The following is a 25,496-nucleotide window of genomic DNA, read 5'->3' on the forward strand; positions in this document are numbered from 1 at the left end:
GGGTCCGACAGTGGCCCTCGCGTGCCGCCGGACTCAATTCCGGGCGAAGTCCGCCGGGTCGGGGAAGACCGTACCGGTGCAGCCACGGCGTTCCGTCGCGTCGTCGACGTATGCCCGGAACAGTGGTTCAAGCCGGTCGGCGACTATGCGGTCGTAGGGATAGGACAGCCACATCACATGCACGGCGGGCCGGCCTCCGCAGACGGAGGAAGCCCACCAGATGCCGGCGGAGTCCGTGCCCGCGGTGCCCGGCGCAAGCTCGGTCGGCTCCAAGATCTTGCTGCTCAGAAGCCCCCGCGTCCCGTCACCGACGTACGTCTCCGTCTTCACCCACCAGGGGAGGTACTTCAGCACGTCCCCCAGCTTCTGCGGGTAGTTCGATGACTTCGCGTAGCCCGGGAAGATCCTGCGAGTCTCCTTCTCCCCGACCGCCAGCACACAGGCGTCGTGGTCACTCGCCCTTCCCGCCGGAGCGGCGAGCGCGCGGTCGGGAAGCCGGCCCCGGTCCTGCGTGGCCAAGAACCGCCGGTACCAGGCGCAGGTGCCGCCTGTGCTCGCCGGGGGGGGCCGAGCTGCAGCTTCGGCTCGGCCAGCGCGGCGGGAAGCTCGGGGAGGTCGGCCTCGCACCCCGTCCGCCCGGTCCGCCGCCTGCCGCGCCAGGCCGGCGAGCGTGCGGCGGTCCTCGGCCGTGACGGGGTCGTCGTACCGGGCGACGGCCGTCGCCTCTACGGAGGAGACCGCGCCCCCCTTCTCGCAGACCGCCCGGGCCGTCATCCTGTACTCGTCGTAGTCGCCCAGCCTGCCGTCCCCGATCGGATGCGGGACGGCGTGGCTCACGCGGGGCCTGACCGGCCCGTCCTCGTCGCGGTACGGAAGGCGGAACGGCTCGTCGTGCCGTTCGTCGACCTCGGTCGTGGCCTGCTCTTCGTCCGGGTCGGCGGAGTGCCGGACGAGGGAGAGCGCGAAGTGCCCGTACGTCGTCCCCGGATCGCCCACCCGGTGGACGAGACAGCCGCTGTAGGTCTCCTCGGTGGATATCTCGCGCTCGTCGTCGAGCTTCACCCGGTCGATCCCCCCGCCGTCCAGCCCGAGGACCGGGTCAGGATCGATGAGGCCGCCGCACGCCGCCGTGATGTGCTCGCGGCTCTCCCCCCGGGCACGGAGATCGATGAACTCCATGGCGAAGGCCCAGATGCTGAGCCGATCCCGGCGACGGCCAGCACGCACAGCAGCATGTTGAAGGCATTACCCCAGGGCCCGCGGTCGGGCTACTCCCGTACGACGCCGTCCTGTTGCGCACTTTCCCGATCGTCCACCGTCGCCCCCGTACGGCCCGATGCTCAATGACGGCCAAGCGTACAGACCTCACGGCCGGGCGGCCGTGAGCATCACCAGCAGCGGCACAACCCGCGCGCCGGGCACCTCGTAGCGCCCGCGTCCTGTCGTGTGCAGCCAGCCCGCCCCGGTCAGCAGCCGCAGATGGTGGTAGATCTGGCCGGTCGTTCCCGTGTCGTCCAGTCCGGCCAGCTCGGCGGCCGTGCGGCGGCCGCCGAGGATCTCGCGGAGCAGCCGCAGCCGGACCGGGTGGCCGAGCGCGGCCAGGGGTTCGGCGGCTTCCGCCCAGTCGGGACGGTCCTCGTCCGTGCTCCCCAGGAGCCCCACCGTGAGCGCGCCGTACTGCCATTCGTAGCGCTCACCGGCCGGCAGCTTCACCGCGCCAGTGAACAGCACCCCGCCGTCGGCCGCGGCCTCCCCGGCCTGGCCGAGCTGTTCCTTCAGCCCTTCCAGCGCCCAGAGTTCACCGCCGCCCAGCTCCGGCTTCGCGCTCCCGGCTGCCGACTCCAGCACCGCGAGGCGGCGCTCCAGTTCGGCGACACGGTCCTCGATCTCCATGACATCCACCTTACGTAATTACGTAATCCCAATCAACAGGTGCGGCAGGAACGACGAAGCCCCCGTCCGGTCGACCCGGACGGGGGCTTCGGTATGGGCAGGACTCAGGCGAACAGAGCCTTCAGGGTCCCCTCGTGCGCCGCGCCCAGCTCGCTCAGCGGGATGCTGAACTCACCCTGGATCTCGATCTCCTCGCCGTCCACGACACCGATCCGGGCCACGGGCAGCCCCCGCGCCCCGCACATGTCGTTGAAGCGGAGCTCCTCGCTGCGCGGAATCGACACGACCGCACGGCCCGCCGACTCCGAGAACAGGAAGGTGAACGCGTCCAGACCGTCCGGGACGACCAGCCGGGCACCCTTCCCGCCACGCAGGCAGGACTCGGTGACCGCCTGGATCAGACCGCCGTCGGAGAGGTCGTGCGCCGCGTCGATCATGCCGTCGCGGGAGGCCGAGATCAGGATCTCGCCGAGCAGCTTCTCGCGGCCCAGGTCGACCTCGGGCGGCATCCCGCCGAGGTGCTGGTGGACGACCTCGGACCAGGCCGAGCCGCCGAACTCCTCACGGGTGTCGCCCAGGAGGTAGAGCAGCTGGCCCTCTTCGGCGAAGGCGACCGGCGTACGCCGGGTGACGTCGTCGATCACACCGAGGACGGCCACGACGGGCGTCGGGTGGATCGCCGTCTCACCGGTCTGGTTGTAGAGCGACACGTTGCCGCCGGTGACCGGGGTACCCAGCTCCAGACAGCCGTCGGCGAGACCACGGGTGGCCTCGGCGAACTGCCACATGACGTCCGGATCCTCGGGCGAACCGAAGTTCAGGCAGTCCGAGATGGCGAGCGGCTTGGCGCCGGACGCGGCGACGTTGCGGTAGGACTCGGCCAGTGCGAGCTGCGCGCCCGTGTACGGGTCGAGCTTGGCGTAACGGCCGTTGCCGTCGGTCGCCATGGCCACACCCAGATTCGACTTCTCGTCGATCCGGACCATGCCGGCGTCCTCGGGCATCGCCAGCACGGTGTTGCCCTGCACGAAACGGTCGTACTGGTCGGTGATCCAGGACTTGGAGGCCTGGTTCGGGGAGCTGACCAGCTTGAGTACCTGCTCGCGCAGCTCCGCGCCGTTCGCCGGACGGGCCAGCTTGCCGGCGTCGTCGGCCTGCAGCGCGTCCTGCCAGGAGGGGCGGGCGAACGGCCGGTGGTAGGTCGGGCCCTCGTGGGCCACGGACCGCGGCGGTACGTCCACGATCTGCTCGCCGTGCCAGAAGATCTCCAGCTGCGAGCCCTCGGTCACCTCACCGATGACGGTGGCGATGACGTCCCACTTCTCGCAGATCTCCATGAAACGGTCCACGTGCTGCGGCTCGACGATCGCGCACATGCGCTCCTGCGACTCGCTCATGAGGATTTCCTCGGGCGAGAGGGAGGAGTCGCGCAGCGGCACGGTGTCCAGCTCGACGCGCATACCGCCGGAGCCCGCGGAGGCCAGCTCGCTCGTGGCGCAGGAGAGCCCGGCGCCGCCGAGGTCCTGGATGCCCGCGACGAGCTTCTCCTTGAAGATCTCCAGGGTGCACTCGATGAGGAGCTTCTCCTGGAAGGGGTCACCGACCTGGACGGCGGGGCGCTTGGTGGGCTTGGTGTCGTCGAAGGTCTCCGAAGCCAGCACGGAGACGCCGCCGATGCCGTCGCCGCCGGTGCGGGCGCCGTAGAGGATGACCTTGTTGCCGGGGCCGGAGGCCTGGGCCAGGTGGATGTCCTCGTGCTTCATCACGCCGATGCAGCCGGCGTTGACGAGCGGGTTGCCCTGGTAGCAGGCGTCGAAGACGACCTCGCCGCCGATGTTCGGCAGACCGAGACAGTTCCCGTAGCCGCCGATGCCCGCGACGATGCCCGGCAGGACCCGCCTGGTGTCGGGGTGGTCGGCAGCGCCGAAGCGCAGCGGGTCGACGACCGCGATCGGGCGGGCACCCATGGCGAGGATGTCGCGGACGATGCCGCCGACGCCGGTGGCCGCGCCCTGGTAGGGCTCGATGTACGAGGGGTGGTTGTGCGACTCGACCTTGAAGGTGACCGCGTAACCCTGGCCGACGTCGACCACACCGGCGTTCTCGCCGATGCCGACGAGCATCGCGTCGTTGGCGGGGACCTTCTCGCCGAACTGCTTGAGGTGGACCTTGCTGCTCTTGTACGAGCAGTGCTCGGACCACATCACGGAGTACATGGCGAGCTCGGCGCCGGTGGGACGCCGGCCCAGGATCTCGCGGATCCGGGCGTACTCGTCCTCCTTGAGGCCGAGCTCCTTCCAGGGCTGCCCGGCGTCCGGGGTCCCGGCCGCGTGCTTGACCGTGTCCAGGCTCATGCGTTGACCAGCTTCTTGATGATCGAGGTGAAGAAACCCAGACCGTCGGTGCGACCGGTACCGATCAGCGGCTCGACGGCGTGCTCCGGGTGCGGCATCAGACCGACGACGTTGCCCGCGGCGTTGGTGATGCCGGCGATGTCGCGCAGCGAGCCGTTCGGGTTGACGTCGGCGTAACGGAAGGCGACGCGGCCCTCGGCCTCCAGCTCGTCGAGCGTACGCTCGTCGGCGGTGTACCGGCCGTCCACGTTCTTCAGCGGTACGGAGATCTCCTGGCCCGCCGTGTAGTCCGAGGTCCAGGCGGTCTCCGCGTTCTCCACCCGCAGCTTCTGGTCGCGGCAGATGAAGTGGAGGTGGTTGTTGCGCAGCATCGCGCCGGGCAGCAGATGCGCCTCGGTCAGGATCTGGAAGCCGTTGCAGATGCCGAGGACCGGCAGACCGGCCTTCGCCTGCTCGATGACGGTCTCCATCACGGGCGAGAAACGCGAGATGGCGCCGGCGCGCAGATAGTCGCCGTAACTGAATCCGCCCGCCAGGATGACCGCGTCGACCTGGTGGAGGTCCTTGTCGCGGTGCCAGAGGGATACGGGCTCGGCGCCTGCGATCCGCACGGCCCGCAGGCTGTCCTGGTCGTCGAGCGTGCCGGGAAAAGTGACGACGCCGATACGGGTGGTCACTTCCCCTCCTCCACCTTGACGGTGAAGTCCTCGATGACGGTGTTGGCGAGGAAGGTCTCGGCGATCTCGTTAATACGGGCGAGGGCGGCGTCGTCGACCGGCCCCTCGACCTCGAGCTCGAAACGCTTTCCCTGACGAACGTCCGCGATTCCGTCGAAGCCGAGACGGGGCAGTGCGCGCTGCACAGCCTGTCCCTGCGGGTCGAGGATCTCCGGCTTGAGCATGACGTCGACTACGACGCGTGCCACTGGCACTCCCGGTGGTGTGGTGCGGCTGTGTCTCCGAGGGGTTCCCCAGATCCCCGCGGGTCCACTCAGCGTACCTGGCCAGAAATTCTACGCGGGTAGATATCGGGCGGCCCTGATCACGGCGAGATATCGGAGGCGACAACAGCCGGGGAAAATCCTGGAAAAAATCTTCACGCGGATTGCACGCGGACGCACGGAGGCAACACGCGGATGTATTTGGCCGGGCTTCACAATGCGGCTCCCACCGCTGTACAAATGAATACCGGGGAAAGCACGATTGCCCCGGAACAGTCGACAGCCGTCGATCCGTATCCGCCCAGCCGCCGGAAGGCCGGCATCAGCGCATGTCAAGCGCGACGATGCCGTAGGAAAGGACCGATATCCGTGGCTCAGCGCGTCGTGGTTACGCTCTCCGACGACATCGACGGGGGAGAAGCGGCGGAAACGGTCACCTTCGCCCTGGACGGGAAGTCGTACGAGATCGACCTCAATCCCGCCAATGCAAAGGAACTGCGGAAGTCCCTGGCCCCGTACGTGGCGGCCGGCCGAAAGCAGACAAATACCGGCAAGCGCGGCAAGGCCCCGGTGTCGTACCACCACACATCGCTCGCGCCGGACCCCGCGGCCGTCCGCGCCTGGGCACGCTCGCACCGGATGGAGGTGCCGGCCCGCGGCCGGATCCCCAAGAAGGTCTACGAGGCGTTCGACGCGGCCAGTTGAGGGCTGCGCCCGGAATGCTCCATTCCACTACGACACCCGTGCGCCCCCGGAGCGACACCTCGGGGAGCCGACTTGCACAACACCCCTGCAGGTCGGCTAGAGTCTGGAGCACGCCGAAGGGCAAGGCCGAAGAGCCGGGCCCGACGCAGCGTGCGGGTGTAGTTCAGTAGTAGAACATCCCCCTTCCAGGGGGAAGGCGCAGTGTGCAATTCCTGTCACCCGCTCTGCACTGCCTTACCGAACCACTGAGTGGATCAGGTAGAGTAGTGAGCGCTCCACCGGTGAAAGCCGAGTGGCGGCAATGCGGACGTAGCTCAGTTGGTAGAGCGCAACCTTGCCAAGGTTGAGGTCGCCAGTTCGAACCTGGTCGTCCGCTCTTGTTTCAAAGGCCCTGGTCGATATCGACCAGGGCCTTTGGCGTTTTCGTTTATCGACGCATGACGTTTGTCATGGGCGGTGATGACACCCAGCACTGGTCGCGGCCGTGATCCGGCGGAAGTCTTGAACAAGAGGTCCACGGGGAACAAGAGGGAGCCGGAACCGTGTGGGTACGGACGCAGGTGCGCAGGTGGCAGAGGCGCGAGGGATTCGACAAGATCGATCTCTACACACGCGGGACCATGCACTCCATGGTCTGGGGGATGGTCGTGTGCGTGGCGCTCCTGTCGGTGACGCGCCCGGTGCGGCACTCGGACGCGCCCGCCGCCCTGATCTCCTTCACGGTCCTGACCGTGATCGCACAGGGCGTCTGCTCGGTACCGCTGGTGTCCCGGGCGCTCGACAGCTACCTCGGCCGCCGGGCCGCCGGGGGACGGCTGACCGCTCTCGCGGCCGTCCTGTCCGTCGCGAACGCGGCGGGCCTGCTGGCGCTCGGCGGGTACACCGGCACCGAGACGTACCCCGAGCTGCAGGTGGCCCTGGTGGCGGTGGTGTGGCCGTTCCTGACACCGTTCGTCCTCGCCGTCCCGATGTGGGTGTCCGGTGTGTGCATCGCTGTGGTCGCGGCCGGCATGAGCGGGGGTGCCCTGCTGGCGGGGGGCACCGGGGCCTTCGCCCTGACCACCCTGGTGGGAGTGGGCTTCGGCGGTCTGCTGATCTCCTTCACCGTGCGTCTTTCCGCCTGGACGCTCGGCATCATGCAGAAGCTCCGAGACACCCAGGACATGGAGACCCGCCTGGCGGTCGCCGAGGAGCGGCTGCGGTTCGGGCGGGACATGCACGACGTGCTGGGCCGGAATCTGGCGGTGATCGCGCTGAAGAGCGAGCTCGCGGTCGAGCTGGCACAGCGCGGGAAGCCCACGGCGATGGACCAGATGGTCGAGGTGCAGCGCATCGCACGCGCCTCCCAGCAGGAGGTCCGGGACGTCGTGCGGGGCTACCGGGAGGCTGATCTGCGTACGGAACTACTGGGAGCCCAGGGGGTCTTGCGGGCGGCGGGAATCGAGTGCGCCGTCCACGGCGACGCCGGGCAGCTTCCCTCTCCCGTGCAGTCGGCGCTCGGCTGGGCCGTACGCGAGGCGGCCACCAACGTGCTGCGGCACGGGGATCCACAGCGGTGCGACATCCGGCTGGAGGCCGCGCTGGACGGGGTCCGGCTGGTGGTGGAGAACGACGGTGCGACACCGGGCGAGACCGTCGCCCCCGGAGGCGGCTCAGGGCTCCACGGACTCCGGGAACGGCTGGCGGCGGTCGGCGGTTCACTGGAGGCGGCGCCGACGGACGACGGGCGTTTCCAACTGACCGCGGCTGTCCCGCTGCCCTCGCCACGGAACACCGCGCCCTCCCCGCTGGAGAAGAGATGACACCCGCACCGGACCCCGTCCGCGTCCTGCTCGCCGACGACGAGCACCTGATCCGGGGCGCGCTGACCGCCCTCCTCGCGCTGGAGGACGACATCGTCGTGGTCGCCGAGGCGGCGACCGGGCCTGAGGCGCTCGCCATGGCCATGGCCCACCGGCCCGATGTGGCCGTCCTGGACCTGGAGATGCCGGGCGCCGACGGTGTGAAGGTCGCCACATCGCTACGGACCGGGCTGCCCGGGTGCAGGACCATGATCGTGACGAGTCACGGCCGGCCGGGGAACCTGAAGCGGGCGCTGGAGGCGGGCGTCAGGGCGTTCGTGCCGAAGACTGTCAGCGCCCGGCGGCTGGCCGAGATCATCCGTACCGTTCACGCGGGAAACCGTTACGTGGACCCGGAGTTGGCGGCCGACGCGATCTCCGCCGGGGACTCCCCCCTGACCGCACGGGAGGCGGAGGTGCTGGAACTGGCGGCGGACGGTGCGCCGGTCGCGGAGATCGCGGAGCGGGCCTCGCTGTCACAGGGCACCGTACGCAACTACCTGTCGGCGGCCGTCTCCAAGCTCGGGGCGGAGAACCGTCATGCGGCAGTGCGTCTCGCACGGGAGAGAGGTTGGGTATAGTAGGCACCGCGCTTCGGCGCTTGCGGACGTAGCTCAGTTGGTAGAGCGCAACCTTGCCAAGGTTGAGGTCGCCAGTTCGAACCTGGTCGTCCGCTCCATGTGAGAAGGCCCCGGTCCTCGTGACCGGGGCCTTCTTGCGTCACACCCCCTGGGCCGGCCAGCTCATTCCGGTCAGGAGCTCGTACGCGTCGATGTACTTGGCCCGCGTCGCGTCGACGATCTCCTGCGGCAGCGGCGGGGGCGGCTGCTCGCTGTGGCGGTCCCAGCCGGAGGCCGGTGACGTCAGCCAGTCGCGCACGAACTGTTTGTCGTAGGAAGGCTGCGCCCTGCCCGGCTCCCAGCTCTCGGCCGGCCAGAAGCGGGAGGAGTCGGGCGTCAGCACCTCGTCCGCGAGGATCAGCTCCTCACCGCCGTCCGCGGTGGGCGCGAAGCCGAACTCGAACTTCGTGTCGGCGAGGATGATCCCCCGCTCACGGGCGATGTCCCGGGCGCGGCCGTAGACGTCGAGCGTCGTCCGGCGCAGCACCGCCGCCGTCTCGGGGCCGACCTCACGGGCGACCTCCTCGTACGAGACGTTCTCGTCGTGATCGCCGACCGCGGCCTTCGTGGCCGGGGTGAAGATCGGCCCCGGAAGCTCGGAGCCGTCGACGAGTCCCTCGGGCAGGCCGAGCCCGCAGACCGTCCGGGTCGCGTTGTACTCGGTCAGACCGGAGCCCGTCAGGTAGCCGCGCGCCACGCACTCGACCTGGACCATCCGCAGCGAGCGGCAGATCAGGGTCCGGCCGGCCCAGTCGGCGGGGGCCCCGGCGGGGAGCTCCGTGGACAGCACATGGTTGGGGACGAGATCGGCGAGCTGGTCGAACCACCACAGCGACAGCTGGGTGAGCACACGGCCCTTGTCGGGAATCTCGGTGGGAAGGACCCAGTCGTACGCGGACATACGGTCGCTGGCGACCATCACGAGGTCGCCCGCCTCGTTCCGGTACAGGTCACGCACCTTGCCGGTGTGCAGATGGGTGAGCCCCGGCACCTGCACAGGCTCGGGCTTTTCTACGAAACCGGACACGCTGCCTCCGCGTAGGTTGATCCAGGAGTCGTTCCGATTGTCCCGCATGCGAAGGAGCCGCGCCGCCAGGGGTCGCACCGTGGACGGGACGGGACGGGACGGGACGGGGCCGCGGACGGGACGGGCCGCGGACGGCTTCTCAGTCGCGCTTGCAGATCCGGTCGAGCAGATTGGCAGTGGCCCGCTGGATACGGGAGTCGACATGGCCCGGACGGTCCAGCGCGGGGGACCAGGCGAAGGTGCCCGAGGCGAAGACGAGCGCGCCCGACGGAGCCCGGTACAGCGAGGTCTCCTGGTGCCGGGTCGCACCGTCGCCGTCGGTGTACGGGGAATGCGCGAGCAGCATGCGGCTCTCGTGCTCGGGCAGCGCCGTACGCGGGAAGTAGCGGTCGGCCTCGCCGGCGACCAGGCCGTCGAGCTCGTCGCCCTCGGCCGCGCCGGTGGCCTCCCAGAGCCAGTGGCTCGCGTTCCGCACGACCATCGGGTGCGGATCGGGGACCCGGCCCGCGTACTGGATGCCGAGCAGCTGCTGCTCGGGGCGGTCGATCTCGCGCCACAGCGCGGGCTTACCGGGGCCCCGGCGCTTGCGGCAGGTGAGCAGGCGGTCCGGGACGCCGGAGGGGGACGGGCCGAGGCCGACCTGCCAGTACATGGTGTTGGCCGAGAGGAAGACGAGCGAGGTCCCGGTGTCCCTGGCGAGCTCGGCGGTGCGGCGCATCGGCACCGACCAGTACTCGTCGTGGCCGGGGAAGACCAGGCCCCGGTAGCGGCTGGGGTCGACACGGCCCGCGTGCAGGTCCCGGGCGTCGGCGTAGGCGATGTCGTAGCCGTAACGCTCGGCCCAGCGGATGAAGTCGTAGGCGTGGCCGACGTGGAGCGGCAGCCCGGCGCCCGCGTAGGGGCGGTCGAAGGAGATGGTGACGGCGGCGTCCTCCTCGCCCAGCAGCCGGCCCCGCTCGTCCCAGGCGTGGTAGAGACTCGCGCCGGTCCGGCCGTCCTCCGGATAGAGGTTGTAGGCCTGCCAGGTGACGTCCGGAAGCAGGAGCAGCAGGTCCGCCGGGTGGTCGTCGCGGACCGTGAAGGGGACGTGCGAGCGGTGGCCGTCGGCGGTGGTGAGCACTGCGACGTACGCGCCGACCGACCAGTAGCTGGGGATCTGGAGCCGCCAGGAGAGCCACCAGTGATGGCAGGAGACCGTCCGCTCGGCGGCCAGCGGTGCCGGCTGGACGATTCCGGAGAGGCGCGGGCTGGTGGTGATCTTTGCGGCGCCGTCGCCCGCGTAATGCCCGATGCGGTAGACGTCGACGGAGAACTGCTGGGGCGGGTCCACGGTGATGTGGAAGTCGATCGCCTCGCCGGGCGCCGCGGCACCGGGGGACACGAACCCCTTGATCTGCTGGTGCACGTCGTCGGCCGTACGCGTGCCGCCGCCGCTCCCGCCACGGCCGAGATCTGGATCGGCGTACCAGGGTACGACCTGGCCGGTGTCGTCGAAGTAGTTCTCGCTGCCTCGCAGCCAGGGCAGAGGGCCCTGCCCGAAGGGGTCACTCACGGCATGCGCGAGGGCACCCGATTCCCATCGCCGGATCTGCTCCGCCCCCATCCCGCACCCCTCACTCGTCCCCCGGCATCTCTGACACGCCGGATGCCGGCGCCACCCCCAGCACATCACATTACGCACGCATCTCGTTACCGTTCGTCGCGAATTTATGTGAACGGAGCTGGATTTTCCGGGTATTGGGGGGATGTTTGGGGCATTTCTCCATCTAAGTGGACGGACGACCGTTCATTTCGGCGGCCCGTCGGCCCAGGCGCACCTCTCAGCCCAGGCGTACGGGTTTGTCGGTGCGCACTCCCACCGTCGTGAGCCAGGAGAGCAGCGGCTCCGCGTCCCCGTCCTCGACGAGGCTGAACACGGGGGCACCGAGGTCCGATCTGCGACCGCCGTCGACCAGCAGGGCGGGGCCGTCGAGCCAGTCGAGCCCGGGCGCGGCTCCCGCCGTGTCCACGGCGGCGCAGCAGACCATCGCCACGACGTGGTCGGCGAGCAGCTCCGTGCCCGTGCGAGGCGGCTGAAGGGGGAGGAACGGAAGCGGGCCTGGGCCCCAGAGATCGAGAGGGTCGGTGTCCGCTCCGGCCTGCGCACCGTCCGCCGGGGAGCCGCCGGTCCTGGAGTGCGGTGCGGCCTTCTCCTCGTCCCGGGCGACAGCGGCGCCGATCCCTGCCGCGAGCGCCTCGCTGTCGGCCCCGGGTGTGGCGAGGTGGTCGATCACGCGCGCCAGCGTGGGCACCGCCGAGCCGTCCGCCGCCGACGCGTCCGGGGCCCCCACGGAGACGCTGCCGGCCACGCCCATGGCGTCGAGCACCCGGTGCAGCCGGGCGGCCTCCGTACGCCATTTCCGGTCCACGACCTCGTCCGGATACTGCTGCCAGTCGACCGGGGACCAGCCGGGCCCGGTCTCCGCCGGCCCGCCGTGGAAGAGCCGGGCGGCCAGTAGTGAGGCCGCCTCGTCCGCCGCGCCGGGCTCCTCGATGAGATCGCAGGCGGGACGCTCCCCCAGCCGGGAGGTGAAGCCCTCGGCCAGCTTGTCGCGCCGGGAGAGCTCCGTGAGCGCGGAGACGACACCGGCGTCGAGCCGGGAGGGCCAGCGCCCCATCCGCCATGCGGGCAGCGCGACCCGGGTCAGCAGCCGGTCCCAGCCCGCGTAGGCCAGCCCGACCTGCTCCTGGGCGACGATCCGCAGACCGTAGTCCACCTCCTGTGCACGCCCCGACGCGGCGGCCGCGACACCGCGCTCCATCTCCGCCGCGTGACTGCGGCAGGCGCGCAGCAGCGTCCTGGCGATCCACCCCACGAAGGCCGTGCGAATCCTGCGTACGCGGCCCTGCCCGGGCACGGTGGCATCCGCGACCGCGGCGTCCAGACCGCGGACGAAACGGCGGGCGGCGGCTATGTCGGGGTGCGCGGACGGCCCGGTGCCCGCGACGACCGGGGCGAGAACCGCTCGCAGCTCGGCGACCCTCATCCACCACAGGAAGGGGGAGCCGATCACCAGCACGGGCGCCGCGGGAACCCGGCGGCCACGCCTGTTCCCCGCCGGCCCCCCGGGGCCCTTCGCCCTCGGCTGGGCGGCGGGGTGCGTACGGTCCTCCAGCCAGCTGTCGCAGTCCGGGGTCAGCGCTATGGCCGACGGCGCCGGGACGTCCAGCCTGTCGGCGAGGTCCCTGACCAGCCGGTAGAGATCGGGAGCGGCCGCCTCGGTGAGAGGCACGGTCGGGCTGACCGCCGGTCTGGCACGTGCCACCGCGACGGCGACCGCCGCGGCGAGCAGCAGGATCACGACGGCACAGGCCGTCACCGCCCAGCTGACCTTGGACCACACGCCTGGGCCGATGCGCTCCTGGGCCACCGCGACGAGCAGCACGACGGCCGCTGCCGCCGGCAGGATCGCCAGGGCTGTCGCTCTGCTGCGGATGCGCAGCAGAGCCATGGCTCTGGCCCGCGCTGCGTGCGCACCCAGCTCCTCAACCGAACCGGTACCGGACACGACTGGACGTCACCCCCTCTGCCCCCGCGACGGTGTTGGTCACTCCCCCACTGTGGCACCCGTCACTGACATCGCAATGCCGGTGGGCCAAGTGCCGGAACGCTTGCGCCGCACCCTAGTTGGGGCCTCGGCGGGCGTCATCCGGATGGCCGAGCCGTCACCCGATGGAATGGCTTTGGGCAAAGCTGCTGACGTGCCGGTGCACAGGCGTTCGGTGATACGGCAGCCTCGTCCGGAGGCCCCGGACACACCTGTGCCCGGCGCCTCCGTGGAGGACCGGGCACAGGGGACGAGCGGGCGTCTCAGGCTTCTGCGGTGGCGGCTTCCCCGGCGGCCTTACGGGCGATGTCCGTACGGTGCTGGGAGCCGTCGAGCCGGATCCGGCCCACCGCGGCGTAGGCGCGCCCCCGGGCCTGCGTGAGGTCCTTGCCGGTCGCCGTCACGGAGAGCACGCGCCCTCCGGCGCTGACCACCGCATCGCCGTTCCGCCTGGTGCCGGCGTGCAGGACGAACGCGTGCGGTGCATCCTGCGCCACCACATCGGCGAGGCCCTCGATCGGGTCTCCCGTGCGAGGCGTGTCCGGATAGTTGTGGGAGGCGATGACCACGGTGACAGCGGCGTCGTCGTGCCAGTTCAGCGCGGGCACGGTGGCCAGGGTGCCGTTCGCCGAACCGAGCAGGAGGCCGGCGAGCGGTGTCTTCAGCCGGGCCAGGACCACCTGGGTCTCCGGGTCGCCGAAGCGGGCGTTGAACTCGATGACCCGTACCCCGCGCGAGGTGATCGCGAGGCCCGCGTACAGCAGCCCGGAGAACGGGGTACCGCGGCGGCGGAGCTCGTCGACGGTCGGCTGCAGGACGGTCTGCATGACCTCGTCGACCAGCTTCGGGTCGGCCCACGGGAGCGGGGAGTACGCGCCCATGCCGCCGGTGTTCGGGCCCTCGTCGCCGTCCAGGGCGCGCTTGAAGTCCTGGGCCGGCTGGAGAGGCAGGACCGTGGTGCCGTCGGTGATCGCGAAGAGGCTGACCTCGGGGCCGTCGAGGAACTCCTCGATGACCACACGGTCGCAGGCCAGGGCGTGGGCACGTGCGGCTTCGACGTCGTCCGTGACGACGACGCCCTTGCCGGCCGCGAGACCGTCGTCCTTCACGACGTACGGGGCGCCGAAGGCGTCCAGGGCCTCGTCGATCTCGGCGGGTGTGGTGCAGACGTAGCTTCGGGCGGTCGGGACGTTGGCACCGGCCATGACGTCCTTGGCGAACGCCTTGGAGCCCTCCAGCCGGGCGGCCTCGCCCGAGGGGCCGAAGCAGGGGATGCCGGCCGCGCGCACGGTGTCGGCGACACCGGCGACAAGCGGCGCCTCCGGGCCGACGACCACCAGCTCGGCACCCAGCTCGGTGGCGAGGTACGCGACGGAGTCTCCGTCGAGTGCGTCGACCGGGTGCAGTTCGGCCACCTCTGCGATTCCGGCGTTGCCGGGGGCGCAGTACAGAGCGGTGACTTCGGGGTCGAGGGAAAGAGAGCGGCACAGGGCGTGTTCGCGGGCGCCGCCGCCGATGACGAGGACCTTCACGGGATGCAGCCTAGCCGCCGGGGACAGGAGGCCTCGACGGGCGCCGCTCCGTGGACGGCCGGCGCGCGGAACGGGGCCTTACCGGGTGGTGGTGCCGCTACTCGTTGGTGAACTCCTCGACGACCGTGGCACCCAGCTCGCGGACGATCAGGTCGTGCCCGGAGAGCGCTGAGTCCACCAGGTCGGGATCGTCCGCCTCGGCGGTGTCGTCCTCGGGCGAGACCGCGCGCGACGGCTCGGGGGCCGCCCGGTCGTACGAGGAGCGGTCGTACGACGACTGCTCGGGCCGCCCGGGCTGCTGCGCCGGGGGCTGCGGAGCCGGCTGCGGGGCCTGCTGGGCGGGAGCCGCCGGCCGGGACTCGTACGACGGGGCCGACGGCGCGGGCTGGGGCTGATACGGGGCGGCCGGAGGACGGCCGCCACCCCCACCGCCGCCGGGCGCGGGCTGACCGCCGCCACCCGACGGGTCGACGACCGCGTCGACCTTCCACTTGGCGTTGAACTGCTCGGCGAGAGCCTGCTTGAGCACCTCTTCGCTGCCGCTGCTCGAGAAGGTGTCGCGGGCACCCGCACTGAGGAAACCGATCTGCAGGGTGCTGCCGTCGAAACCGGTGACCTGGGCGTTCTGGCTGAGCAGGATCCAGGTGAACCGGCGACGGTTCTTCACGGCCTCGAGGATGTCCGGCCACATGTTCCGCACCTGGGCGGCGCCCTGCACCATGTCCTGCCCTCCGGGCGCGGGCGCCTGAGCGGCGGGAGCCTGCGCGGGAGCGGCCGGGGCGGGAGCCTGGCTCTGCGGTACGCCGCCTCCTGGCGTGGAGGCGGTCGGCCAGCCACCGGTCCGGCGCGGCGTCTCCCCACCGCCCGCGCCGCTGCCCGCTCCGGCGCCTGCTCCGGCGCCTGCTCCGGCCGCCGCGGGCCAGGCGCCCGGACGCTGACCGGCGGGCGGCGCGACCGGCTGCTGCTGTTGTTGCTCCTGCTGGACCGGCGGCGCCTCCTGAGCCGCTGCCGGCCGGGGCTGCTGAACGGCCGGAGGAGCCACGGCTTCGGCGGCCACGGGCACGGCCCGGGGGACCTCGGCGGGTCCACCGCCCGGAGCGTCGCCCCGGACGGCCGCACGGGCCGCGGCGGGGCCTCCGGCACCTCCGGCAGGCATCGCGACACCGGCCCCATGGGCCTCGGGACCGGGTACGTACCCCACGGCGGGGCCGGTCCCGGCCGTGGCGAAGGACGCGCCGCGCTCCAGCCGGTCCAGCCGGGCCTGCAGCGAACGCTCGTCGTCGAAGGCGGCGGGCAGCAGCACCCGGGCGCAGATCAGCTCCACCTGGAGCCGGGGCGAGGTCGCCCCGCGCATCTCGGTGAGCCCTTCGTTGACCAGGTCCGCGGCGCGGCTCAGCTCCGCGGCACCGAAGACGGACGCCTGGGCCTGCATCCGCTCCACCACATCGGCGGGCGCGTCGATGAGCCCCTTGTCCCCGGCATCCGGCACGGCAGCCAGAATCACCAGGTCGCGCAGCCGCTCCAGCAGGTCCGCGACGAAGCGCCGGGGGTCGTTGCCGCCCTCGATCACCTGGTCCACGACCTCGAAGGCCGCCGCCCCGTCACCCGCCGCGAAGGCGTCCACGACGGAGTCCAGCAGGGTCCCGTCCGTGTACCCGAGGAGCGAGGTCGCCATGGCGTATGTCACACCGTCGTCGGCGGCGGAGGCGAGCAGCTGGTCCATGACGGACATCGAGTCACGCACGGATCCCGCACCGGCCCGCACCACGAGCGGCAGCACGCCGTCCTCGACGGCGCTGCCCTCCTTGCCGCAGACCTCCGCGAGATAACCGCGCAGCGTCCCGGGCGGCACCAGCCGGAACGGGTAGTGGTGCGTACGCGACCTGATCGTGCCGATGACCTTCTCGGGCTCCGTGGTCGCGAAGATGAACTTGAGATGCTCCGGAGGCTCCTCGACCACCTTCAGCAGGGCGTTGAACCCGGCCGGGGTGACCATGTGCGCCTCGTCGATGATGTAGATCTTGTACCGACTCGACGCGGGCCCGAAGAACGCCTTTTCCCGCAGGTCACGGGCGTCGTCCACACCACCGTGCGACGCGGCGTCGATCTCGATCACATCGATCGAACCCGGCCCGTTGCGCGCGAGGTCCTGGCAGGACTGACACTCCCCGCAGGGGGTCGGCGTGGGCCCCTGTTCGCAGTTCAGACAGCGGGCGAGGATGCGCGCACTGGTCGTCTTTCCACAGCCGCGCGGCCCGCTGAACAGATACGCGTGGTTGACCCGGTTGTTCCGCAGGGCCTGCTGCAACGGGTCAGTGACATGCTCCTGACCGATGACCTCGGCGAAGGACTCGGGGCGATAGCGGCGGTAGAGCGCAAGGGACGACACACATACGAGGTTATCGGGGCGGACCGACAACCGGCCCCGCCCCGGACCGGGCGCCCGGCAGGACACCACACCCCGGACACGCAAGGGCCCCCCACGCACCCGCCAGAGCCAACCTACCCTTGCTGCCTTCCGGCCCTGGGGGAGTTCAGTCAGATAGCGCCACGTGAGGGGCTGACGCCCACCTTAACCGATCCCGACCCCCTGCCGTCCACCCGCTCCCCGACCTGACCCCTCCCGCCGGACGGTCCGGAACGATCTCCGGGGAACGTGTTCGCGAGCACCCTCCAACGTCTTGTATTGTTTGCCGCGGAGGATTCGCCTAGTGGCCTAGGGCGCACGCTTGGAAAGCGTGTTGGGGGCAACCCCTCACGAGTTCGAATCTCGTATCCTCCGCCATTGCTCTCACCGGGCAATACGTCGAAGGGCCCCGCAGCTTGCTGTGGGGCCCTTCGACGTTGCCGGTCTCAGTTCTGGTCTCATTCATTTCCGACATAAGAGACATTTCATTCCGCCGACTTGCCGTCGCCGAGTCGAGTCACAGGACATCGCCTTCACTCAAAAGCGGGTTTCTGCCGACTCAGGACGCAGGCGTCCCCCGCGATCCGCCATTCTGGGTCTGTGCAGGACCGATTGCGGTCGGAGACCACCAGCACTCGTCTTTGTGAGGTGTCCCCATCGGCAAGCCCAGCGGATCAACTCTGGCCACGTGGCTGAGTGATCTGGAAGTCGACCGGCTCGAGCGGGTCCTGGCAGCTCGCCCGGATGCCGTGTCCCCGCCGGAACCACGATCGTTCGGCGAACTCGCGGACCGCCTTCAGCGCCCGGCGTCGGTGGCCCCGGTGCTGCCCGGACTCGCGCTGCCACACCTGCAGGTAGCCGAGGCACTGGCGGCGTTGGGGCCCGTTCAACGTGCCGCCCTGGCCGATCTGCTGGATGCGACCGGAACGGAGAGCACTCGCGGGCTGGACGCGGCCTTGGAGGCGCTGGCCGACCGCGCACTCGTCTGGCCGGACGGCGAAGGGCTGCTGCGCATGGCGGCGCCGTTGCGGCAGGCGTGGGACTCGCCGCTGGGGCTGGACGCTCCGCTCACCCGGCTACTGGCGGACACGACCTCCGAGGAACTGCGCCGCATGCTGGTGGCCCTGGGCATCCCGTCGCCCGGCACCACCAAGAAGCATCGGCTGACCGCCCTGCTGGAACACCACAGCAATCCGGAGCGGGTGGCCGCGGTGATCGCTTCGGCACCTGCGTCCACCCGGAAGCTGCTTGAGCGGCGGGCGTCTCAGCAGGGTGAACAGGCTCAATTACCGGCGCGTTTGATCACGTTCAGGGCCCCGTCGGCCGACTCCGAGCCGGGTGCGCGCTGGGCACTGGAGCGGGGGCTGCTGGTCCAGGACCGGTACTCCGGGTACGGAACCACCCGCATGCCCGCCGAGGTGGCGCTCGCACTGCGCGGAGTCGGCTGGCACGCCCCCTTCGAGCCCGTCCCGCCCGTCGTGCGGACGGCGTCGGTCACCTCGGCGGAAGTGGACCGGGAGGCGGCGGCAGCCGCCACGGCGTTCGCCGCACATGCCGCGTCGGTTCTGGCGACGTGCTCCGCTGCTCCGCCGGTCCTGCTGAAAACCGGCGGGGTCGGAGCACGTGAGCTGTCCCGGATCAGCAAGGCGGCGCAGTGCGACGACATCGTCGTACGCCTTGTTCTGGAGACGGCGTACGACGCCGGGCTGCTGGCCCAGGACGGCGACCGGGTCGCGGCAACGGACGGATACGACACCTGGGCGGAACGAGAACCAGCGGAGCAGCTCACCGCGCTTCTCCACACCTGGCGGACGCTGCCGCTGACTCCGGCCCAGGCCCGCGACGAGGACGGCAAGGTACTGCCCGCGCTCGCCGGAACACCGCCCTGCGGCGGCTGTATACGGGCCCGAGAAGGGCTTCTCGCCGCCGCAGCGGAGTTCCCGGCGCACCGGGGAGTGCACAGCCCCGCGGAACTGGGGCCGATGGTTGCCTGGCACCGCCCGCTCGCCGAACAACTCCCCCAGGACACCACGCCCTTCGCCACCCCGATCCGGGAAGCGGAACTGCTCGGGGTCGTCGCCCGAGGCTGCCTGTCCCCCATCGGTGCTGCTCTGCGGACCGACGGCGCCGAAGCCGCCGAAACGCTCGCCGCCGCCTGTGAGCGGCTGCTGCCGGCAGCCACCAGGGCAGCCCGTATCGGCGCGGACCTCACCGCCGTTGTCACCGGCACACCGTCCGCCCGCCTCGCCGCACTGCTGGACACCGTTGCGGACAAGGAAGTCGGTGGCACGGCATCGGTGTGGCGGTTCAGCCCCACAACCATTCGCCGTGCCCTGGACACGGGCCGCACGGCGGATGCCATCGCGGCCGACCTGGGCGCCGTCGCGGTCGGCGCCCTCCCCCAGCCGCTGTTGTACCTGATCAACGACTCCGCACGCACTCACGGCCGTGTGCGCATCGCCCCCGCTGCCTGCGTGATCCATGGCGAAGAAGCCGCCCTCCTCGCCGAACTCGTCACTCACAGAAAGCTCGCCGCCCTCGGCCTACGCGTGTTGGCACCGACCGTGCTGGTCAGCCGGACCCCACTCGACAAGACCCTCGCCGCGCTCCGGGCCGCCGGCTACGCCCCCGTAGCCGAGAGGGCCGACGGAACCGTACGCGTCGAGAAGACCCGGCGCCGACGTGCCGCCGCCCCGGTCCCGGTCCCCCCGCTCCCGGGCCAGCGGCAGCGGTCCGTGCCGACGGTGACTCAGATGACTCCGGTGACCGTCGACCTGAGCACGCTGGCCGCCAGGCTGCGGGCCGCCCCGCCGACACTCCCGGCTCCCGACCCGTTCGGCACCGGGGTCCCCTACGGCACGGACACCGAGGAGATCGCCGCCGCGTACGCGAAGAACCTGGCGTACAGCGATGTCCGCCAGCTCGCCCATGCCGTCGACGTCGGCACAGCCATCACGGTCGAGTACGTCGCCGCGTCGGGCAACCGGACCGTACGTATCCTCAGCGAGCTCGTGCTCGACCCGCCCTACTTGTACGCCTGGTGCCACCTGCGCGACGACCAACGGGTCTTCACCCTCTCCCGCATCCACGGCATCATGCCCGGGTAGGGGATCCGCGTCGTGGCTCGGTGTTCGGCCGGTCACTGCGGCCATGCCCCGCCGCCAAGCACTGCGACGAGCCGCCATTACGATCGCCGACCATGGACTGGGGTCGAACGCACCGCACAGTTGAGGCAGTGGGCCAGGAGGTGGGGCGCGGGCTCCGCACAAGCCGTTGCTGTTCCTGTACGCGCTCAGCCGGTTCCAGCAGGACGCCGACGACGAGCTGCGGTACAGCACGGTGGAGCAGGATCTGCGGCGGCTGACGCCGGAGCTACGGGCGGCGCTGCGGCGGGATCCGCCCCTGCTCGGCCGAATGACACGCGTACTCCTCGATCTGAACTTCCCACCCTCCCTCCACGGCGAGCTGTGCGAAGCCGTCGGCCTGGAACTGGAGCGGCGAGGGCCGTGGCGAGGGCCACCGCATCCTGGTCTCACAGAGCTTCGTCGGCCGCAGCACCGCCGCCCGCGAGCACGTCATCATGCTCGCCGGCCGTCCGGTCATCGGCCCCCGGTCGGGCGTCCGCCCCATCGCCGCCGCCCATCGTTCCTGGCACACCAGCCAGGTCTTCCAAGGCAGCCCACGTCCCGCCACGACCGCCTGAACGCCGACCTGGCGGTCACGCGAACGCACTGGTACGGGGTGTGATACCAAGAGTATGGTCTCTTATATGGCCACGAAGAAGGTAACTGTGACGATTCCCGAGGATCTCCTGGACGAGATCCGCGCGGAGGCGGCAGAACGGGGAATGTCGGCGTACGTCGCCGAGGCGCTGCGCTTCAAGCGCGACCGGGACCGGCTGCGGGAACTGTCCGACTGGCTGCAGGACGAATACGGCCCCCTCACTGAAGACGAGCGCACAGCAGCGTTCGAGGAACTGGAGGACCTCGACGCCGAACACGAGCGCCGCCGCGCCGCTGGAAAGCACAACGCCGGAGAGGCCGCGTGAAGAAGCGTGCCGCCGAGCACAAGCAGCGGCCATTGCGCGTCTTCGTGCTCGACTGCGAAGCCCTGTCCCTGGCTGTGCGCGGCGACCGGAAGATGATCGCCTGGCTAGACCTCGCGGCCCGGGGTGAAGCCGAGGTGGTGACATCTCCGCTGACGCTGGTCGAGACGTATGACGGCAGAACCACCGAGCAGCGCTGGGACTGGGTGCTCTCCCGGCTCAAGGTCGCCGACATCGGAAAGGACGAGGCCCGCCAGGCCCGCCGACTCCTGGCCGACGCCAAGCTGCACGGCCACAAGTACGCGATCGACGCGGTGCTCGCCGTCATCGCGCGACAGCAGAAGGGTCAGGTCACCGTCTTCACCTCGGACGTGGACGACCTGGAGAAGCTGGTCCCGGAGTCGATCATCGTCAAAAAGGTTTGACCCGGCTCTCTGGTCTCAGTCCTCGTCTCATTCACCCTCGTCCAGCGCCGTCCATCACCCACCCGACGCCCTGATCCGCCGCAGGTCAGAACGCTCCTGATCACTTCCGGACCCCCAGGCGAACATTTGGAAAGCGTGTTGGGGGCAACCCCTCACGAGTTCGAATCTCGTATCCTCCGCCATTGCTCTCACCGGGCAATACGTCGAAGGCCCCGACCGGGGAACCGGTCGGGGCTTCGACGTTCCTCCGCACCGGGGGCACGACCGCCGACCGTCTCCTCAGATCGGCACCACGTACACATCCTGGGCGTCCAATGCCTTCAGACAGGCGCGAAGGTCTGCCGGATCACTGGTGAAGGTCGCGGAACTTGTGGACCTCGCCGCACAGGAACGTGCCGAAGACTGCCCCGACGTACACCCACCCACCGCGTCCCACGGCACGCCCGCCCACGACGACAACGGAGTACCCATGCAGAGCGACCGGGCCCCCGCATCCCACGCGCCCCTCTCGCGCCGACGGCTCTTCGGCCTCTCCGCCGGGGCCCTTCTGGCTGCCGGGTGCACCGGCGGCGCGGACCGCGACGACCGGGGGAACGACACCACGGGCAAGCCGGAGGGCACGGAGTCCTCAAGGCCCCGCGCCACCGCCCCGCACGGTGCCCTCGGCGCGAACTTCAACGAGGACCCCACCTATGTGGACAAGGCGGCCCTGGACGGCCTGGGCACCAGCTGGGTCCGCGGCTTCACCGTGCTGGACCGCGTCAAGGAGGGCATGGCCCCGGAGCGCCTGCGGGCGGTCGACACGCTCCTGAGCCTGCACAGGCAGGGCTTCGGCACCATCCTGGCGCTGAAGTTCCAGTTCAGGAAGGAGGGCCGGACGGTCCCGGCCCCGGGGAGCCGGGAGATGCGGGCCGAACTGGCGGCCGTGGACAAGGTGCTCGATGCCGTGCTGGACAAGGTGGAGATCCTCACCCTTGGCAACGAGCCCTTCCTGGAAACCCGTCCGCAGGAGAGGCGGACCAAGCTCAACCCCTTCTACCAGGCAGTCACGAAGCACGTCATCGACTACCGGGACGAGCACTTCCCCGACGGGTGCCGCACCCGGCTGTACATGGGCGCCCTCAACCACCTGGATGACCCCGCGATGCTCTCGGTCGCCACCGAGGAGTGGATCGACTTCGTCAACCGGACCTCGCAGCTCGACGGACTGGACATGCACCCGCACGTCACCTCGGCCGGGGACGCCCAGAAGTACCTGGACTACCTCCTGCCCCGGCTCGACAGCGGCAAAAAGTACGTCGTCACCGAGTTCTCCCTGGTCAACCACTACCAGCGGCAGATGCCGAAGCCACTGTCCGCCCCATTCCTCACCGCCCACGGCAAAGAACTCGGCATCGGCCGAGACACCCGGGTGTGGCAGTTCCTCAAGGCCGCCGCCGAACGCCCGCTCACCGAGGAGCAGTGGCGGGACTTCCTGCGGATGAGCCCGTGGTTCGAGGACCACAAGCACTTCATGCGGGACCAGGTGACCGCGTACCGGGAGGCGGGCCGCCTGGCCGTGGCCACCTACGGCGTGGTGCAAGGGAAGGCATCCGTGCGGGACCTCACCGAGAAGACGAAACCCTGGATGCTCAACAGCCTCTACGTTCCTCGCACCGTCCGTCACGAACGAGGCGCCCCACTCCCGCGTACCTATGCTCTCTCCGACGACTTCGCGGCACTGCAACGCGAACAGGACCGCCTCCCGAAACGCTGATCTGGCTCGTGAGGACACCAAGGGGCCTTTGCGGTGGTCCGTGCCTCGCTAGGACGGCGCCGGTCGCCGCCCCGGCACGAAGAAGTCGGCCCCGGCCGCCGCTGATCAGCGGTTCGAGAACGGGCCGCTCGCCGTGTTCGACGCCGACGGGCGGTGTCGGCGTACTGCGCCTGGGCCTTGTCCCGGACGTTCCCGCCAGTACGCTGCCCACGTGACGTAAGCCTTCGTCGACAGCCCCCGGAACGCTGCGTAGAGCCTTGTGCCGCGCGGGTACTTGGGACCGGTTCGCCTGTCCCGGCCCCACGCCGTTTCCACACGGCTGCCCACGCGAGTCGCACGCTTCCTTCCGGGCGCCGTCCGTCTTCCACGTGCCACAGAGGCCCGTGCCCGGCGGGCGGTGTCGTCCCGCATCGACCGTGGTCATCGTGCTAGCCCTCGGCGTCGTCATCGAGCCGCCGCACGCTGACGTGCCTCGGCCGGGCTCTGCCCCCCGCCCGACTGCACCGAGGGCGAGGGGGTCCGGGGCCTGGCCGAGGGCTCGGTCACCCGGGCCTCGAAACACTCCCGCTCGCCGTCGGCCGACGCCGGCCGGAAGCAGGCCCGGACGGTGCTGCCGACGGTGGCCTCGGTCATCCCGGTGTAGACGAAGGTCGCCGCGTCCTCCGCGTTCCCGATGCGCACGCTGTGGGTCGGGCCGTCCGCCGTGACGTCCACCCGGTCGCCGATCTCGGCCCCCCAGGTCCGTACCCAGCTCGCACCGCACTTCTCGCTGTGCCGCAGTTCGACGTGGGCGCCGGCGGCTGTGCGGTACGCGGCGAGGGTGTCGGGGCCGATGCCACAGATCAAGCGCATCGGATCCCGCCCTTCGCAGGCGGCCCCATGGCACAGCGGAGCGAAGGAGAAGGGGACGGAGGCGGGCGACGATTCGTCCCTGGGCGCCTCGGAGTCCGGCAGCAGGAAGAGCAGCACGACGGCGACACCGCCGACGATCACGCTGTAGGCCGACGCCAGCAGTACCAGGAGCCTGGTACGTCCAAGGCGTCGCCGAGGCCCTTCGGTCGTGGCGGCCTCCATGGGCTGTGGCGGCGGACCGTCCGTCGAAGGGGAAGGGGCGGGCTGGGGGGTGGCCACCGAGCGACCGCTCCAGCGCGACTCGGCGATCTCCCAGAGTGCCAGCAGCCGCCCCTGCGGTTGGTCCGCGAGACGGCACAGTTCCTGTACGGCCTGGCGTGGAGGCAGGGCCTTGCCGTTGAGGTAGCGCTCCCAGGAGGACTTGCTGTACGCCGTCCGCTCCGCCAGTGCGGCCAGGCTCAGCCCCGCACCGGCCCGCAGTTCCCGCAACGCCGCGACCAGCCGGGTATGTTCCGGAGTCACGTCGGATCTGCCTCCCGCAGGGCATCCCAGGTCGGCGGGTCGATGACTCCGTTCACGATCAGCCCGTTCCTCTTCTGTATGTGCTCGACCGCTCGTCGCGTCTTCGGGCCGAAGACACCGTCGACGTCCCCCGGAACGGTACCCGCCCGGCGTAGCAGACACTGGGCCTCGGCCACTTGGAGGCCCACCTGGGTGTTGGAGAGGAGCACGTCCGCGGTCGGGCTCAGCCCCGCGTGCCAGCGGCCGTCGCGTCTCTCCATGCGGCAGGTGTAGATGACCGGGACCAGGGTCTCCGACACGGTGGCCGGCGCGGTCGCGACGGTGTCATCGCGCTGGTGGGCGAGTTGGGTACGGGCCTGGGTGAGCCGCACAGCCAGCAGGAGGGCCACGGAGACGGACAGGACGGTGACAACGGTCGCCGCGGTGAGCGCGGCGCGCAGGTGGCGCCCGCACGGCTGCCGCTCCCCGGGGGCCTGCGCCGGGGCCGCGGGCGGGCTCTCGGGCGCCCGGTCGGCGGCCTGCCGTCCCTCCAGCCGGCGTTCGGCGGCGATCTCGTGCAGCGCCAGCAGGCGGGCCGGATCCTCGCCGCAGACCCGGGACATCGCCGCCACGGCCTCCTGCGGCGGCAGGGACCTACCGTTCAGGTACCTCTGCCACGACTTCGCGCTGTATCCGGTCCGCGCGGCCAGTTGCCGCGAGCTGAGTCCACTGCGGTCCTTCAGCCCGCGCAGCCGGACGATCAGCTGACGGGCGGGCGGGGACAGTTCCCCGGGCAGTTCCTTCCAGCGGGGCACGCTTTTCCCATCACGTTCCGGACCGCAGGCGCGGCCTCCGTGCGTCGGTCTCATTCTGCATCAGCTGTCACGGGCGACACAGAGCGGGAACCTGCCGCGACAGCCTGGCGGGCCTCCGCCCGGGTGCGGAACCGGCCGCCCCTCCGGCGCCGTGGTCCCGCCGCGGGGACTTGGCGGTCGGTATCTCCGCAGGCCG

19 protein-coding genes, 4 tRNA genes, 1 other RNA gene and 1 pseudogene are annotated in these 25,496 nt (G+C 70.7%); 12 read left to right on the forward strand and 13 right to left on the reverse strand.

Annotation, left to right across the window (positions count from 1 at the left end; all coding sequences use genetic code 11):
• Positions 1 to 33: 33 nt before the first annotated feature.
• The 5 genes from ACIREO_RS34695 to purS all read right to left on the reverse strand — a co-directional run bounded on the left by ACIREO_RS34695 (position 34) and on the right by purS (position 5,172).
• Complete coding sequence (locus tag ACIREO_RS34695) at positions 34 to 1,227, reverse strand: hypothetical protein (protein ID WP_404117665.1); 1,194 nt, start codon at positions 1,225 to 1,227, stop codon at positions 34 to 36.
• 138 nt (positions 1,228 to 1,365) lie between these two features.
• Positions 1,366 to 1,893, reverse strand: a complete 528-nt coding sequence (locus ACIREO_RS34700) for an ArsR/SmtB family transcription factor (RefSeq protein WP_404117668.1) — start codon at positions 1,891 to 1,893, stop codon at positions 1,366 to 1,368.
• Between the two features lie 104 nt (positions 1,894 to 1,997).
• Positions 1,998 to 4,247 carry a phosphoribosylformylglycinamidine synthase subunit PurL gene (gene purL, locus ACIREO_RS34705; RefSeq protein WP_404117670.1) on the reverse strand — a complete coding sequence of 750 codons (2,250 nt, stop codon included), beginning with the start codon at positions 4,245 to 4,247 and terminating at the stop codon, positions 1,998 to 2,000.
• The gene (purQ, locus tag ACIREO_RS34710) at positions 4,244 to 4,924 is read right to left on the reverse strand and encodes a phosphoribosylformylglycinamidine synthase subunit PurQ (protein WP_404117673.1); all 681 of its coding nucleotides are present in this window, start codon (positions 4,922 to 4,924) and stop codon (positions 4,244 to 4,246) included. The genes purL and purQ overlap by 4 nt, the downstream gene beginning before the upstream one ends.
• Complete coding sequence (purS, locus tag ACIREO_RS34715) at positions 4,921 to 5,172, reverse strand: phosphoribosylformylglycinamidine synthase subunit PurS (RefSeq protein WP_404117676.1); 252 nt, start codon at positions 5,170 to 5,172, stop codon at positions 4,921 to 4,923. The genes purQ and purS overlap by 4 nt, the downstream gene beginning before the upstream one ends.
• A gap of 384 nt (positions 5,173 to 5,556) precedes the next feature.
• On the opposite strand from purS, the gene ACIREO_RS34720 reads away from it, so the two are divergent.
• The 6 genes from ACIREO_RS34720 to ACIREO_RS34745 all read left to right on the forward strand — a co-directional run bounded on the left by ACIREO_RS34720 (position 5,557) and on the right by ACIREO_RS34745 (position 8,412).
• Positions 5,557 to 5,892: an Lsr2 family protein gene (locus ACIREO_RS34720; RefSeq protein ID WP_404117679.1), complete on the forward strand. Its 336-nt coding sequence runs from the start codon at positions 5,557 to 5,559 to the stop codon at positions 5,890 to 5,892.
• Positions 5,893 to 6,044: 152 nt separating this feature from the next.
• A tRNA-Gly gene (locus ACIREO_RS34725) sits at positions 6,045 to 6,116 on the forward strand.
• A gap of 79 nt (positions 6,117 to 6,195) precedes the next feature.
• Positions 6,196 to 6,268 (forward strand) — tRNA-Gly (locus tag ACIREO_RS34730).
• Positions 6,269 to 6,434: 166 nt separating this feature from the next.
• Positions 6,435 to 7,694: a sensor histidine kinase gene (locus ACIREO_RS34735; RefSeq protein ID WP_404117681.1), complete on the forward strand. Its 1,260-nt coding sequence runs from the start codon at positions 6,435 to 6,437 to the stop codon at positions 7,692 to 7,694.
• Positions 7,691 to 8,314: a response regulator gene (locus ACIREO_RS34740; RefSeq protein ID WP_404117683.1), complete on the forward strand. Its 624-nt coding sequence runs from the start codon at positions 7,691 to 7,693 to the stop codon at positions 8,312 to 8,314. Before ACIREO_RS34735 ends, ACIREO_RS34740 begins: the two co-directional genes overlap by 4 nt.
• 22 nt (positions 8,315 to 8,336) lie before the next feature.
• Positions 8,337 to 8,412: transfer RNA gene (locus ACIREO_RS34745), tRNA-Gly, on the forward strand.
• 41 nt (positions 8,413 to 8,453) lie between these two features.
• Here the strand turns inward: ACIREO_RS34745 and ACIREO_RS34750 are convergent.
• The 6 genes from ACIREO_RS34750 to ffs form a co-directional block, all read right to left on the reverse strand.
• Positions 8,454 to 9,380, reverse strand: a complete 927-nt coding sequence (locus tag ACIREO_RS34750; protein ID WP_404117685.1) for a phosphoribosylaminoimidazolesuccinocarboxamide synthase — start codon at positions 9,378 to 9,380, stop codon at positions 8,454 to 8,456.
• 139 nt (positions 9,381 to 9,519) lie between these two features.
• Positions 9,520 to 10,983 (reverse strand): N,N-dimethylformamidase beta subunit family domain-containing protein, encoded by a 1,464-nt coding sequence (locus tag ACIREO_RS34755; RefSeq protein ID WP_404117688.1) that lies wholly within the window; start codon positions 10,981 to 10,983, stop codon positions 9,520 to 9,522.
• Between the two features lie 217 nt (positions 10,984 to 11,200).
• Positions 11,201 to 12,928 carry a hypothetical protein gene (locus tag ACIREO_RS34760; protein WP_404117691.1) on the reverse strand — a complete coding sequence of 576 codons (1,728 nt, stop codon included), beginning with the start codon at positions 12,926 to 12,928 and terminating at the stop codon, positions 11,201 to 11,203.
• A 302-nt stretch (positions 12,929 to 13,230) separates the two neighbouring features.
• Positions 13,231 to 14,499, reverse strand: coding sequence for a phosphoribosylamine--glycine ligase (purD, locus tag ACIREO_RS34765; protein WP_404117694.1), 1,269 nt, complete (start codon positions 14,497 to 14,499; stop codon positions 13,231 to 13,233).
• A gap of 97 nt (positions 14,500 to 14,596) precedes the next feature.
• Positions 14,597 to 16,888, reverse strand: coding sequence for a DNA polymerase III subunit gamma and tau (locus tag ACIREO_RS34770; RefSeq protein WP_404117697.1), 2,292 nt, complete (start codon positions 16,886 to 16,888; stop codon positions 14,597 to 14,599).
• Positions 16,889 to 16,967: 79 nt separating this feature from the next.
• An RNA gene (ffs, locus tag ACIREO_RS34775) (signal recognition particle sRNA small type) lies at positions 16,968 to 17,064 on the reverse strand.
• A 132-nt stretch (positions 17,065 to 17,196) separates the two neighbouring features.
• Between ffs and ACIREO_RS34780 the strand changes: the two genes are divergently transcribed.
• From ACIREO_RS34780 to ACIREO_RS34805, 6 genes and pseudogenes are all read left to right on the forward strand, one after another.
• Positions 17,197 to 17,284 (forward strand) — tRNA-Ser (locus ACIREO_RS34780).
• 278 nt (positions 17,285 to 17,562) lie between these two features.
• Positions 17,563 to 20,013, forward strand: coding sequence for a helicase-associated domain-containing protein (locus ACIREO_RS34785; RefSeq protein ID WP_404117832.1), 2,451 nt, complete (start codon positions 17,563 to 17,565; stop codon positions 20,011 to 20,013).
• A gap of 92 nt (positions 20,014 to 20,105) precedes the next feature.
• Positions 20,106 to 20,609, forward strand: a pseudogene (locus tag ACIREO_RS34790) (hypothetical protein).
• Positions 20,610 to 20,675: 66 nt separating this feature from the next.
• Positions 20,676 to 20,954: a CopG family transcriptional regulator gene (locus ACIREO_RS34795; RefSeq protein ID WP_404117700.1), complete on the forward strand. Its 279-nt coding sequence runs from the start codon at positions 20,676 to 20,678 to the stop codon at positions 20,952 to 20,954.
• Entirely contained in the window at positions 20,951 to 21,376 is a 426-nt protein-coding gene (locus ACIREO_RS34800) for a PIN domain-containing protein (protein ID WP_404117703.1), read from the forward strand. Before ACIREO_RS34795 ends, ACIREO_RS34800 begins: the two co-directional genes overlap by 4 nt.
• A gap of 469 nt (positions 21,377 to 21,845) precedes the next feature.
• Positions 21,846 to 23,132, forward strand: a complete 1,287-nt coding sequence (locus ACIREO_RS34805; RefSeq protein ID WP_404117707.1) for a hypothetical protein — start codon at positions 21,846 to 21,848, stop codon at positions 23,130 to 23,132.
• Between the two features lie 444 nt (positions 23,133 to 23,576).
• Here the strand turns inward: ACIREO_RS34805 and ACIREO_RS34810 are convergent, their stop codons facing one another.
• Positions 23,577 to 24,506, reverse strand: coding sequence for a helix-turn-helix domain-containing protein (locus ACIREO_RS34810; RefSeq protein ID WP_404117710.1), 930 nt, complete (start codon positions 24,504 to 24,506; stop codon positions 23,577 to 23,579).
• Complete coding sequence (locus tag ACIREO_RS34815; protein WP_404117713.1) at positions 24,503 to 25,300, reverse strand: peptidoglycan-binding protein; 798 nt, start codon at positions 25,298 to 25,300, stop codon at positions 24,503 to 24,505. The genes ACIREO_RS34810 and ACIREO_RS34815 overlap by 4 nt, the downstream gene beginning before the upstream one ends.
• Positions 25,301 to 25,496: the final 196 nt, after the last annotated feature.

Source organism: Streptomyces sp. NPDC102441 (assembly GCF_044765585.1).
In the GTDB taxonomy this organism is placed as follows: Bacteria; Actinomycetota; Actinomycetes; order Streptomycetales; family Streptomycetaceae; genus Streptomyces.

Coding starts and splice junctions, on each gene's coding strand:
- ACIREO_RS34795 (WP_404117700.1), top strand. CDS start 20,676: ATGGCCACGAAGAAGGTAACTGTGACGATTCCCGAGGATCTCCTGGAC.
- ACIREO_RS34700 (WP_404117668.1), bottom strand. CDS start 1,893: ATGGAGATCGAGGACCGTGTCGCCGAACTGGAGCGCCGCCTCGCGGTG.
- ACIREO_RS34740 (WP_404117683.1), top strand. CDS start 7,691: ATGACACCCGCACCGGACCCCGTCCGCGTCCTGCTCGCCGACGACGAG.
- ACIREO_RS34805 (WP_404117707.1), top strand. CDS start 21,846: ATGCAGAGCGACCGGGCCCCCGCATCCCACGCGCCCCTCTCGCGCCGA.
- purL (WP_404117670.1), bottom strand. CDS start 4,247: ATGAGCCTGGACACGGTCAAGCACGCGGCCGGGACCCCGGACGCCGGG.
- ACIREO_RS34755 (WP_404117688.1), bottom strand. CDS start 10,983: ATGGGGGCGGAGCAGATCCGGCGATGGGAATCGGGTGCCCTCGCGCAT.